The organism is Pseudaeromonas paramecii (assembly GCF_039540575.1).
In the GTDB taxonomy this organism is placed as follows: Bacteria; Pseudomonadota; Gammaproteobacteria; order Enterobacterales; family Aeromonadaceae; genus Pseudaeromonas; species Pseudaeromonas paramecii.
In genome coordinates, this window is record NZ_BAABFC010000010.1 from 90,997 (window position 1) to 103,210 (window position 12,214).

General features: G+C 64.7%; 13 protein-coding genes. 7 read left to right on the top strand and 6 right to left on the bottom strand.

Annotation, left to right across the window (positions count from 1 at the left end; genetic code table 11):
- Window positions 1–7 precede the first annotated feature (7 nt).
- Window positions 8–301, top strand: a complete 294-nt coding sequence (fdxB, locus tag ABD847_RS07655) for a ferredoxin III, nif-specific (protein ID WP_345011629.1) — start codon at window positions 8–10, stop codon at window positions 299–301.
- Window positions 302–347: 46 nt separating this feature from the next.
- On the opposite strand, the gene ABD847_RS07660 is transcribed toward fdxB, so the two are convergent.
- A complete protein-coding gene (locus ABD847_RS07660) occupies window positions 348–1,010 on the bottom strand; it encodes a potassium channel family protein (RefSeq protein WP_345011631.1) in 663 nt (220 codons plus the stop codon).
- A complete protein-coding gene (locus ABD847_RS07665) occupies window positions 1,007–2,458 on the bottom strand; it encodes a TrkH family potassium uptake protein (RefSeq protein ID WP_345011633.1) in 1,452 nt (483 codons plus the stop codon). Before ABD847_RS07665 ends, ABD847_RS07660 begins: the two co-directional genes overlap by 4 nt.
- A 376-nt stretch (window positions 2,459–2,834) precedes the next feature.
- Here ABD847_RS07665 and ABD847_RS07670 point away from each other — a divergent pair, with 376 nt between their 5' ends.
- The 5 genes from ABD847_RS07670 (at window position 2,835) to nifS (ending at window position 7,792) form a co-directional block, all read left to right on the top strand.
- Window positions 2,835–3,614 (top strand): substrate-binding periplasmic protein, encoded by a 780-nt coding sequence (locus ABD847_RS07670; protein ID WP_345011635.1) that lies wholly within the window; start codon window positions 2,835–2,837, stop codon window positions 3,612–3,614.
- A gap of 117 nt (window positions 3,615–3,731) precedes the next feature.
- A complete protein-coding gene (locus ABD847_RS07675; protein ID WP_345011637.1) occupies window positions 3,732–5,174 on the top strand; it encodes an HDOD domain-containing protein in 1,443 nt (480 codons plus the stop codon).
- A gap of 149 nt (window positions 5,175–5,323) precedes the next feature.
- Window positions 5,324–5,659, top strand: coding sequence for a HesB/IscA family protein (locus tag ABD847_RS07680; protein WP_345011639.1), 336 nt, complete (start codon window positions 5,324–5,326; stop codon window positions 5,657–5,659).
- Between the two features lie 24 nt (window positions 5,660–5,683).
- Entirely contained in the window at window positions 5,684–6,571 is an 888-nt protein-coding gene (gene nifU, locus ABD847_RS07685) for a Fe-S cluster assembly protein NifU (protein ID WP_345011641.1), read from the top strand.
- A 21-nt stretch (window positions 6,572–6,592) separates the two neighbouring features.
- Window positions 6,593–7,792: a cysteine desulfurase NifS gene (gene nifS / locus ABD847_RS07690; protein ID WP_345011643.1), complete on the top strand. Its 1,200-nt coding sequence runs from the start codon at window positions 6,593–6,595 to the stop codon at window positions 7,790–7,792.
- A gap of 65 nt (window positions 7,793–7,857) precedes the next feature.
- On the opposite strand, the gene ABD847_RS07695 is transcribed toward nifS, so the two are convergent.
- Together ABD847_RS07695 and ABD847_RS07700 are read right to left on the bottom strand one after the other, a co-directional pair.
- A complete protein-coding gene (locus ABD847_RS07695; protein WP_345011645.1) occupies window positions 7,858–8,244 on the bottom strand; it encodes a VOC family protein in 387 nt (128 codons plus the stop codon).
- Window positions 8,245–8,253: 9 nt separating this feature from the next.
- Window positions 8,254–8,412 (bottom strand): hypothetical protein, encoded by a 159-nt coding sequence (locus ABD847_RS07700; RefSeq protein ID WP_345011648.1) that lies wholly within the window; start codon window positions 8,410–8,412, stop codon window positions 8,254–8,256.
- A gap of 112 nt (window positions 8,413–8,524) precedes the next feature.
- Between ABD847_RS07700 and sgrR the strand changes: the two genes are divergently transcribed.
- Complete coding sequence (gene sgrR, locus ABD847_RS07705) at window positions 8,525–10,210, top strand: HTH-type transcriptional regulator SgrR (protein WP_345011650.1); 1,686 nt, start codon at window positions 8,525–8,527, stop codon at window positions 10,208–10,210.
- An 11-nt stretch (window positions 10,211–10,221) separates the two neighbouring features.
- Here the strand turns inward: sgrR and ABD847_RS07710 are convergent, their stop codons facing one another.
- Window positions 10,222–11,079 carry a GGDEF domain-containing protein gene (locus tag ABD847_RS07710; protein ID WP_345011652.1) on the bottom strand — a complete coding sequence of 286 codons (858 nt, stop codon included), beginning with the start codon at window positions 11,077–11,079 and terminating at the stop codon, window positions 10,222–10,224.
- 77 nt (window positions 11,080–11,156) lie between these two features.
- Window positions 11,157–12,119: an AEC family transporter gene (locus ABD847_RS07715; protein ID WP_345011654.1), complete on the bottom strand. Its 963-nt coding sequence runs from the start codon at window positions 12,117–12,119 to the stop codon at window positions 11,157–11,159.
- Between the last annotated feature and the right edge of the window lie 95 nt (window positions 12,120–12,214).

A 12,214-nucleotide genomic window follows, 5' to 3' on the forward strand; every position in this document is an offset into this window, starting at 1 on the left:
GAGAGAAATGAGTGGCACCCTGATCACCGGGCTGACCCGTGGCGGCAGTAGCTGGACCCCCAAGTTCGTCACCGCGGTGGATCCCGAAAGCTGCATCGGTTGTGGCCGTTGCTACAAGGTTTGTTCTCGTGATGTCTTCAGCCTGGTGGACCGGGCGGATCTCATCGAGGACGAAGACGATGAAATGGACGACGTCATGATGGTGATGACGGTGGCCAATGCCGATGACTGCATCGGCTGCGAAGCCTGCTCCCGGGTCTGTCCCAAGGGTTGCCACAGCTACGCCGCCGCCAGCGTCTGATGCTATCTGCCAGAGCGCCCCGCCCCGTCGGGGCGCTCATTTTTTGTTACTCCGGTGGCAGGCCCTTGGGGGGCCAGCGGGCCTCCAGGGCAGGCAGATGGCGGCTGTGGGTCAGGATCACCAGCTCATCCCCCGGATACAGGCGGCTGTCGGCGTGAGTGTGCATGAATTCATTTCGACGATACAGGCAGATGACGCGCGCCTCCTCCGGTAACGCCAGTGCCGCCACCTGGTCTACCGCTTCCTCCGTCAGGATGCAGCTGAACAGCCGCGCCTCGCCCTTCAAGGCCGAGGCCAGCTCGACATCCGGGGCGCCGGCCACCAGATCCGCCAGGTGGCGGGCTATGGTGCGGGAGGGCAGTATGGTCTCCTTGAGGCCCAGTTCGTGGCAGATGGCCTCGAACTCTTCGGACTCGATGCGGGTGATCACCCGGGCAAAGCCCTGGGAGCGGCCCACCAGGCTGGCGATGAGATTGCGCTGGTCGTTGTTGGTCAGACAAAGCAGCAGATCCGAGTTAGCCGGATCGGCCTCCTTGAGGATCTCCGGTCGGGTGCCATCCCCATGCAACAGCCCGCAGTCCAGCTCATCGCCAATCTCCGCCAGCCGCTCCTTGTCCTGTTCGATCAACACCACCTCATGGCCCTGATGAATGAGCATGCGGGCGGTGGCCAGGCTGACGGCATTGGCACCGACAAAGACGATTCTCATGTGACCTCCTTGCGCCGGCCGAACCAGCTGCCGGGGTAGAGCAGCACCAACCAGGCCAGGATCTCCAGCCGTCCCATCAGCATGTCCAGCGCCAGTATGCCGCGCAGCAGGCCAGGCAATTCCGTCTGGCTCAATCCGACCGATAGCCCGACGGTGCCGCTGGCGGAGACCACCTCGAACAGGGCATCCAGCGGCGGGTAGCCCAGCAGGAGGAAGGGCAGCCAGGAGCAGAGCACCAGTGCGCCGAATAGCAGGATCAGCAGCAAGGCAGCCTGTATCTCCTCCTCCGACAGGCGCTGGCCGGCGAGGGTCGGCTCCAGCACCGCATGGCGGGAGAGGGCGCTGCGGATCAGGTGATGCCGTAGGGCCTGCCAGGCGATGAGCAGACGCAGCAGCTTGATGCCACCGGCGGTGGAGGCCATGCCGCCGCCCATCAGCATGGCCAGGATCAGCAGCGCCTTGCTGCCGTTGGACAGGCCGTCGGGGGCCAGGCTGCTGAAGCCGGCGGTGGTTTGGGCCGAGAGGGCCAGCAGGGGACCATGATGGGCGGCCTGTTGCCAGCTCAGTCCCATCTCCTGATGCAGGCGGTAGGTCAACAGCAGGGCCAGGCTGCCAATCAGTGCCAGCAGGCAGAACAGTTGTAGTCGATTGGCCTCCTGATGACCCTGGTTGCCATAGAGCGCCAAGGGGATGGCACCGGCCAGACAGCCCAGGCTGATGGCCCACTGAGCGGGCCACGCCAGCCCCATCAGACTGCCGTCTGTGGGGGCAAAACCGCCGGTGGAGACGGCGCTCAGGCCAAACAGCAGGCCGTCAAACGCGCTCACCCCGGCCAGCAGGTTGAGCAGCACAGCGCCACCGGTCAGCAGCAGGTAGATGAACAGGATCCGGCGGGCATGACCGCGGATGTTGCCCGGCAGGTTGTCCGACTCGATGTCGGCCACGGCCAAGCCCTTGGCCTGTATTCCGGGCGCAATGACCAAGGCCAGCGACAACACCACTATGCCCAGCCCGCCATACCACTGCATCCAGGCGCGGCTGAACAAGAAGGCCGCTGGCCGCGCCGCGTCTGCGGGCAGGCTGGTGAGTCCAGTGGTGGTGATGGCGGAGATGGCCTCGAACAGGGCGGCCGACCAGGAGAGTCCGGACTGCATCAGGGGCAGACACAGCAAGAGCGGCGTCAGCAAGAAGGTGAGGGCCACTATGATGAGGCCTTCGTTGACCTGCACCTCGGCAGGCACCGGCAGCTGGCGGGTGAGACGCCAGCCCAGCAACAACAACAGCTGGATCGGCAGGTAGGCCAGGGCGTGGCCGTAGTCGGTCAGCAGCAGCGCCACCAGGCTGGGCAGCAGGCAGAGGACGCCGAGGACCAGGCCCAGCTGCCCCAGGTATTTGGCCACCACACCGAGGCGAACGGCGTAGCGTAAACCGGTTGCCTGGCTTGTCACACCGCCTCCTGGCTCGGCCCATCTGAGTAAAGCATAGTGGCTCGGGGCGCCTTAGGCGGCCAGGCCCAGGGGGAGCGGGCGGCTTGTGTGGCGGCGGCTTGTCACATAGCGCACCAAATGCCGGGTTTTGTCGGAAAAGGCAGCAGGCACCGAGGTGTAAATTATTGATTAATATGAGTTTGGTTTCTGGTCTTAATCTTGTAATACCGTCATGGTCCTGTCTCTCTTGCGGCGGGGCCACCGGTACGGCAATGCCGGTTTCTTTGCTCGGATAATAACCTTGTCCCTGTTCCACGTTTTCCGGCCTGTTGGCCGGTTTTTTTTTGCCTGGCCATCCTGGGTCTACACTCATGAAAAACCTGGCAGGAGCGGCTATATGGGGGCGTTTTGGTACACAAACGGGTGGCTGAGTCTGCTGTGCCTGCTGGCGCTTTGGCTTGGCAGCGGCGAGGCCTGGGCCCAAGCGCGGCCTGTGGTTCGGCTGGGCTATGCCGACCATCCCTTTGAGCCCTATCTGCTGGGGGAGGGCAGCCAGCCTGGCAAGCCTCCCGGCAGCCTGGTGAGCCGGGTCCGCCGCAGTGCGACCCAGCTGGGGGTGGAGCTGCAGCTGGTACGCGAGCCCATCCCCCGTCTGCTGGTCAGTCTGGAGCGGGGTACCCTGGATGGTATCTTCCCCTTCTCCTATACGCCGGAGCGCATCGTCATTGGGGCCTATCCCCTGGATAAGCAGGGTGAGCTGCTCTCTTCGCAGCACCTGATGCGGCTGGGCTACTACCTGTATGGCGCTCACGATCTTAGTCTGCCGGCCAATGCCGATTCCTGGGCACAGCTGGCGCCATTTCGCCTGGGGGCGGTAAAGGACACGGCGGTGGGAGAACTGCTGGCCCAGCGTGGCCTGTCGGTCACCCTGACCCGCACCCCGGAGCGTAGCCTGGAGATGCTGCTGCGTGGCCGCCTGGATCTGTTTGTCGGCCCCCGCTACAGCACAGAGCTGGTGCTCGCCCGCCTGGATCCGGCCAAGCGGATCCGTCGCTTTGGCCAACCCTTGCTGGCGCGGGACTATTACCTGGTATTTCGTCAGGATTTCTACCGTCAACAGCCGGAGTTGTGCCAACTGTGGTGGCAACTGCTGGCGACACCGGAGGCTGACCAGTAGGACAAATTGGCACCAATTGCGTCAGCCTTCTGATTTTCGGGTGTTTTTTTTGCATCCCTGTCATAACTTACATATAGATCTCACGGAGCCCGGGATGGGCTGCTGGAGGAGTGAGGGATGGCAGTACGAGGAACCGAGGCCTGGGTAGAGCAGATCAGCGTGCGGGAGCTGCCGGCGCTGTGCGCCACGGTGCGCATGCTGGAGAAGCTGAGCAAGAACGACACCGCCTCCCTGGCCCAGTTGGGGCAGTCGGTGCTGCACGATCAGGGACTTACCTCCCGCCTGCTGCGGGTGGTGAACAGCGTCAGCTACAACCGGGGGCGTCAGCCCGTCACCACCGTCAGCCGGGCGGCGGTGATCCTGGGCTTCAATGCCCTGAAGCACATCTGCATCACCGCCAAGCTGCTGGACAGCATGTTGAAATCCCGCGACATCAGCAAGCCCGTGTACGAACGCCTAGTGCGGCTGATGGCCCGTTCATTTCACGCTGGCATGCTGGCGCGCATGATGCTTGAAGAGTACGACGAGGATACCCGTGAGGAGATCTACATCGCTACCCTGCTGCATCACCTGGGGGAGATTGCCTTCTGGAGCATGGGGGGGCCGGTGACGGAGCGGGTGGACGAGTGCCTGCGGGCTGGCGACGAGGCCCAGGCAGGCCAGATCATCCGGGAACAGTTGGGCACCAGCTTCGATGAGATCAGCTGCGGCCTGGCCCACTCCTGGAACATGGGCGAGGTGTTGGTGCGCTCCTTGAGCGACCCGCAGCAGCGCACCCCCGAGATGCAGGTCATCGGCCTGGCGGATGAGCTCAGCGCCAGCCTGCAAGACCCCCAGGCTGCCGGGGCCCAGCTGCCCCGCCAGCTGCAGGAGGTGAGTAAGCGCCTGCAGCTGGATCTGCCGGCCTTGAAGCGTCGGCTCAAGCAGTGTGCCGAGGAGACGGTGCGCCTGGCCATCTCCTACGGCGCCAGCTCGTTGACCCCCTATCTGGACACCAAGGCCGCCCAAGGGCAGGGGGCGAGCGAATACTTCGCGCCTTATCCCGAGCCGGACGAGAGCCTGCAGCTGAAGGTGCTGCGGGAGCTGACCTTCCTGGCGGCCGAGAAGGCGGACATCAACCTGCTGATCCATACCGCCATGGAAGGTATCTACCGGGGTATCGGCCTGGATCGGGTGGTGGTGCTGATGCTGACCCAGGACAAGCAGAAGCTGCTGCCGCGCTTCGTCTCCAGCCAGCATCCGGATCAGCTCAAGGCCCGCTTCGTGGTGCCGCTGTTCGGCCCGCCCCAGGTGTTCAATCACGTCTACCAGACCCGGGAGGCCATCTGGGTGGAGGGGGAGCGGGATCCCAAGTGGCAGGACAAGCTGACCATACAGCTGCGGCCCCTGCTGGGGCCCGGCGGTTTCTTCATCGCCCCCATAGTGCTGGACAACCACTGCCTGGGCATGATCTACGCCGATCGCGCCGACAGCGGCCGCGCCCTGCAGCGGGAGGAATTCTTCAGCTTCACCCACTTCGTGCAGCAGACCAGCCTCTGCCTGTCGGTCATCATGCGCTGAGTCTGTCACCTGTGCGACAAAGCCGACAATCGCCGCCGGCTTTGTCCGCCAATTCTGCGATTTTTTTTCCTAACCACATGTCTTAACAGTGTTTTTTAAGTGGCATCCCCTTTGCAGGTTCGTGATCGTCATCACGAAGGAGACTCGCCATGATCCAGATCGACCCCATAGCCCTGGCCCAGCTCAAGACCCTCCAGCTGCAACTGTCCCAGCCCTGTGCGGGCTTGCGGCTCATTGCCGAAGGTGACCCTTGTCTGGGTGTCAAGGTGCGCATGGGCTGGAGTGCCGTCCAGCAACCGGAAGATGTGATGGTGCAGCTCGACGGGCTGACCGTGCTGGCCGACCGGCATCACTGGCCCCTGCTCAAGGGCTGCCAGATCGAGCTGGGCGAGCGGCTGGGGGAACCCGGTCTGGCCATTCAGGTGATGCCCGGCGGATGCCAGTGCTCCAGCGCCCGCTGCGAGCCGGTTCGTCAGGCCAGTTAAGAACAGGGAAAGGGAGAAGGGCATATGTGGAATTATTCAGAGAAGGTAAAGGATCATTTCTTCAACCCGCGCAATGCCAAGGTGGTGGCCGATGCCAATGCCATCGGCGATGTGGGCTCCATCAGCTGCGGTGACGCCTTGCGCCTGATGCTCAAGGTCAACCCGGACAGCGAGGTGATCGAGGATGCCGGCTTCCAGACCTTTGGCTGCGGCAGCGCCATCGCCTCCTCCTCGGCGCTGACCGAGATGATCATCGGCCGTACCCTGGCGGAGGCCGGTGAGATCAGCAACCAGCAGATCGCCGACTTCCTGGACGGCCTGCCGCCGGAGAAGATGCACTGCTCCGTGATGGGCAAGGAGGCCCTGGAGGCCGCCATCGCCAACTTCCGCGGTGAGGTGTGGCGCGACGATCACGAGGAAGGGGCCCTGATCTGCAAGTGCTTTGCCGTGGATGAGGTGAAGATCATCAAGGCGGTGAAGGAAAACGGCCTCACCAGCCTGACCGAGGTCATCAACTACACCAAGGCCGGCGGCGGCTGCAGCGCCTGCCACGAGAAGATAGAGCAGGTGCTGGAGAAGGTGCTGGCCACCACCCCCTGTGCCGAGGCGCGCATCTCCTGTGACGGGGTGGAACGCAGCAGTATCGCCCCCATGGTGGACCTGGCCAAGAAGGACGAACGCTGGCAGGCGGTGGCCAAGGTGCTGGAGGGGCTGCGTCCCCACCTGCAGGCCGATGGCGGCGATGTCACCCTGATCAGCGTCTCCGACAAGCGGGTGGAAGTGGCGCTGTCCGGCAGCTGCATGGGGTGCATGATGACCGACATGACGCTCGCCTGGATCCAGCAGAAGCTGATGGAAGCCACCGGGGAATATCTGCAGGTGGTGAGCGCGGCTCAGGCCGAGCTGGCGTAAGCACAGAGCAAGGAGCAGCCCATGAAGACCATTTATCTGGACAACAACGCCACCACCAAGCTCGACCCCATGGTGCTGGATGCCATGATGCCGTATCTGACCGAGCACTATGGCAACCCGTCTTCCATCCACGGTTTCGGCGCGCCGGTGGCCAAGGCCATCGCCCGGGCCCGCCAGCAGGTGGCGGCCCTGCTGGGGGCCGAGCACGACAGCGAGATCATCTTCACCTCTTGCGCCACCGAGGCCAACTCCACCGCCCTGCTTTCCGCGGTGGAGGCATTGCCGGAGCGCAAGACCATCATCACCTCGGCGGTGGAGCACCCGGCCATCCTGGAGGTGTGCGAACACCTGGAGCGCAAGGGCTTTACCATCCACCGGCTGGCGGTGAACGGTCAGGGCCAGCTGGATTTGGCGCACTACGAGTCACTGCTCACCGATGACGTGGCGCTGGTGTCCGTGATGTGGGCCAACAACGAAACCGGCACCCAGTTTCCGGTGCTGAAGATGGCGTCCATGGCCCGGGCCCGCGGCATACTGTTTCACACCGATGGGGTGCAGGCGGTGGGCAAGCTGGCCATCAACCTGGCCAAGAGCGACATCGACTTGCTCTCCTTCTCCGGCCACAAGATCCACGGCCCCAAGGGGATTGGCGCCCTCTATGTGCGCCGTGGCACCCGCTTCCGGCCGCTGCTGCGCGGTGGTCACCAGGAGCGTGGCCGTCGGGCGGGCACCGAGAATGCCGCCGGCATCGTCGGCCTGGGCATGGCCTGTGAGCTGGCGGAGCTGCACCTGCCCATGATGGTCAAGCACACCGCCGAGCTGCGGGATCGCCTGCAGGAGGCCCTGCTGGCCGCCGTGCCCTGCTCCATGGTCACCGGCGATCCCGAGCACCGCACCCCCAACACCCTCAACATCGCCTTCGAGTACATCGAAGGGGAGGCGATCCTCTTGATGCTCAACCAGTTGGGCATCGCCGCCTCCAGCGGCAGCGCCTGTACCTCGGGCTCCTTGGAACCGTCTCACGTGATGCGCGCCATGGGCATTCCCTACACCGCCGCCCACGGCAGCGTGCGCTTCTCCCTGTCCCGCTACACCCGGGAGAAGGAGATAGAGTACGTGATCGAGAAGCTGCCGCCCGTCATTGAGCGGTTGCGCTCCCTGTCCCCCTACTGGGCCCAGAACAAGCCGCAGATGAGCGAGTTTGCCCCGGCCTACGGCTAGCGGGTTAGTCAGCAAAAAGGCGCCATACGGCGCCTTTTTTTTGTGGTCAGCTCCGGGCCTGCGGCTCAGGCACACAGCTCCAGCCGGTTGTGCTCTGGGTCCAGGATCACGCTCTCATAGTAGCCATCGCCGGTCTGCCGGGGTTGGCCGACGCAGACGCTGCCGGCGGCCACCAGCTCGGCGGTCAGGCTGTCCACCGCCGCCCGGCTGCCCAGGGTGAAGGCCAGGTGGGCCAGTCCCAGGCGCTGGCGTTCGGCGCTGGGGGGATCCGTGCTGACGTCGGCCCATTGCATCAGCTCCAGGCGGGCGCCGCCATCAAAGCTCAAAAAATAGGACTCAAAGCCCTTGGCGTTGCGGTACTTGGCATTGCTGCGGGCGCCCAGCCAGCGACAGTAGAAGGCGCGCATGGCCTCCAAATCGCTGCACCAGATGGCGGCATGTTCCAGTTGCATGGTGACTCCTTAGCGGTGGTGGCGGTACTGGGCCTCTGACATCAAGGGTAGCTGCCACTGCATCAGGGCCTGCAGCTGCTGCTCGCCGGTTTGGGGATCCAGCAGACCTCGCCGGGGCAGGGCTAACAGATAATGACAGTAAAAATGGGCCAAACGGATCGGGTTCATGATCTGCTCCTTATTTGCACATCGGTAGGCCTGGGGGCTTACCCTGCTGCTCAGTCTGGCTAAAATAGGGGAGATGAAAAATGGTCAACTTAACCAAAAAAGAGTTCCCCTTATGTCGTCACGTCTGCAACATCACTACCTACGGCTGCTGGCCCACTTCGGTCAGCAGCCCACCCAAACCCACCTGGATGCCCTGGCTGAACTGCTGTGCTGTACCCGCCGCCATGTGCGGGGCCTGCTGGAGCAGATGCGCGCATTGGGTTGGCTCAGCTGGCAGGGCGCAGCGGGTCGGGGACGCCGCTCCACCCTGCAGCTGCTGGCCAGCGAAGCCCAGCTGCGCCTGGTGCGTGCCGGGGCACTGCTGGAAGAGGGCGAGCTGGATAGCGCCGTTGCAGCGCTAGGCGCCGACGGTCAGCAGCTGGTGGCCTTGCTGCGCTCCCAATTGGGTCAGCACCGGATCCAGGATCGCCAGCTGCTGCGCATTCCCTATTACCGTCGGCTGGGTTTGCTGCATCCTCAGCGCCCCTGCCGGCGCAGCGAAAGCCATCTGCTGCGGCAGATCTTCAACGGCCTGACCCGCATAAATGAGGAAAATGGGGAACTGGAGCCGGACCTGGCGCACCACTGGCACAGCGAGGATGGGCGGCATTGGGTCTTTCATCTGCGGCCGGCGGTACGCTGGCACAACGGCCGTCTGCTGGCGGGGGCAGATCTGCTGGCCAGCCTGTCGGCCCTGCGCCAGCTGCCGCTGTTCTCCCATCTGCAGGCGGTCAGCTGGGCCAGTCCCCATCGATTGACCCTGGAGCTGGCGGAGGTGGACCATCGGCTGCCCTGGCTGCTGGCCCATCACAGCGCCCTGATACTGCCCAAGGAGGGGGTGGAGCCCAGACCCGGTCAACTGCCGGTGGGTACCGGGCCTTACCGGGTGAGTCGACAGGATGAGCGTTGCCTGCGGCTGAGTGCCTTCGACGACTACTTTGGTCTGCGGGCCCTGCTGGATGAGGTGGAGATCTGGCAGTTGCCGGAGCTCGATAGCCAGCAGCTGGCTGCCGCCTTGCCCAGCTGCAGTTTGACGGTGGAGCTGGGCATGAGTTCCTCGCCGGGCGCCGCCGCTGCCCAGGGCATTCGCGAGCTGGAGCAGGGGGGCTACTTCCTGCTGTGGGATCCCGACTCCCCCTTGGCCCACTCGCTCGCCCAGCGCCATGGACTATTGGGTTGCTGCAGTGCCAGCCAGATCCTGGCCCGGGTGCCGGCGGAGACGGCGCGCTACTGGAGCCCGGCCACCAGCCTGCTCAGCCACTGGTATCAGGTGGCGGAGGCACCTGTGCGGGACGCGTTGCCACCGGGCAGCCACTTGACCCTGTGCCATTATGCCGAGCAACCGGAATACCGGCTCATCGCCCAGGCCATGCAGAGCCTGCTGGCCGAGCAGGGCATCAGCCTGGAAACCCGGGTGGTGAGTCATGCGGACTGGTATCAGGGGCGGGTCAAGGCGGATCTGTGGTTGGGCTCGGTGAATCTGGGGGCCCCGCCGGAGTCCAGCCTGATGACCTGGCTGCTGTCCGTGCCCCTGCTGCGGCGGGTGCTGGCGGCCGGTGCCCCTGGCTTGCCCCAGTGGCTGTATCAGTGGCGGCGGGGGGAGAGCCCGGCGGAGGCCTGTCTGGCGGAGCTGATCGACGGGGGCTGGTTGCAACCTCTGTTTCACTCCTGGCTGCGGCTCAATCGTCCGGTGGGCACCCACGGCCTGCGCCTCAACAGCCAGGGCTGGTTTGACTTCAAATCGGTCTGGCTGAGCTAAGCGCGGGGGTGTCAGCCCAGTTGCACGGTTTGGTTGCTACGCCCCAGACGTTGGTCGGCGGGTTGCAGCGCCACATCGGCGCGTCCCTGCAGGGCGGAGATGGTCTCGCCTGCTTCCAGCTCCACCACCCCCACGCTGATGTCCAGCGGGCGGTCACCGGCGGCGGGGGCCTGCTGGGCCAGATGTTGCAGCAGCCGTTGGGCCGTGCGCTCGGCCTGCTCCAGGCCGGTATCCGGCAGCAGCAGGCAGAATTCACCACCGCCGAGCCGGCAGATGTGATCGATCTTGCGCAGGGTGCTGCGCAGGCAGTAGCCCAGTTGCTGGATCAGCCGATCCCCGGCCACGTGGCCAAACTGGCTATTGATATCCGACAGATTCCGTAACTTGATGAGCAGCAGGCTCAGCCCGCTGGCATGGCGCTGCTGCCGCAACCACTCATACTCGGCTCGCCGCTCGAAGCCATTGCGGTTGAGCAGGCCGGTGAGGGGATCGTTCTCGGTGGCGTGGTGCAGCTGCTCCAGCAGGGCCTGGCGACTCTTGTTCTCCTCCTCGCTCCAATGGCGCAGGGCCGCTTGCAGGCGGACCAGCTCGGCACAATTGGGAGCCATCAGAGCCAGAGGCTCGGGGGCCTGATGATCCTGGCGCCGCTGCTGTTGCTTGAGGGCCCGTTCTATCTGCCGCAGGCCCAGCTGCAGTTGCCGGGTCTGGCGCCATTGCCAGGGCAGCAGGAGCAGCAGGGGCAAGGGCGCCAAGGCTAGCCAGGCGGGGGCCCAGTGCCACAGGGCCAGGGCCAGCAGCAGGCTGGCCAGCAGCAGCAGACCGCTGGCCAACAGCAGCTGATGGATCAGGCTCAGGCGGCGAACAATCATGGTATCTCTTGCCTCGTGCAATGGCGGAACCCCTGCATTGTGCGTCAGGGGCCAGGGGCCCGTCTATCGGCAGGGCGTCAACCTATGAGCCCGGCCAAATTTAACAGGGTGACCCCGATACTGGTGGTGATGAGAGACCCTACCGTGGTCAGGGCTATGATGTTGGCCGCCAGGGCGCTGTCGCCGCCCATGGCCCGCACCATCATGTAGCTGGCGGCGGCGGTGGGCGGGGCGCTGATCAGAAACAGCATGCCCACTTCCTGCGGGCGAAAGCCCAGGGCCCAGCCGCCCAGGGTGATGAGAGCGGGGATCCATACCAGCCGGATCTGGGCGGCGTGCAGCGCCAGGCGCGCCGCCGAACGCAGGGCCTTGAGGTTCAAGGAGGCGCCGGTACACAGCAGGGCCAGGGGCAGGGTCATATCGGCAAAGTAGCTGCCAGTCTGCAACAACAAACCCGGCAGCTTGATGCCGGCCAGGGAGAAGGGCAGGGCCAGCACGATGGCGATGATGAGCGGATTGGTGGCGATGCCCTTGAGAATGGGGCGAAAGCCCGGCTGGCCATTGGGCTGCAGGCTGCGGGTCAGGGTGATCACCGCCAGTATGTTGTAGAGGATGGTTACCACCCCCACGTAGAGGGCCGCCGAGGCCAGCCCCTGGGCACCGTAGGCGTTGCTGACATAGGCCAGCCCCAGGATCCCCATGTTGGCCCGGTAGGCCCCCTGCACGAAGATGCCGCGCTTGGCCCGCTCGACTATGGTCAGGCCGGCCAGCCACTCCAGCAGCAGGAAGAACACCAGGGTGGCGGTGAGGCCGTAGAGGATCACGGCGGGGCTGGCCATCTGCTCGTAATCCGTCTTCAGGATGCTAATAAACAGCAAGGTGGGCAGGGCTACCTGGAACAGCAGCTTGCTGGCACCCTCCAAAAAGCCATCGTTGATGAGGTGCCAGCGCCGCAGCAGCACGCCGAGCAATAACACCAGGCAGATGGGGCCGGTGACGGAGAAGCTGACGGCGAGGCTGCCGAACAAAGTTTGATCCATGGCACAGTTTCCTTGAGGTGTCCGGCCATTCTAGCCGGGTCGCGGCCGGGGGCAAGCCCCGGACTGTCGTGTCCCCATCCCCTGGGCGGTTGATC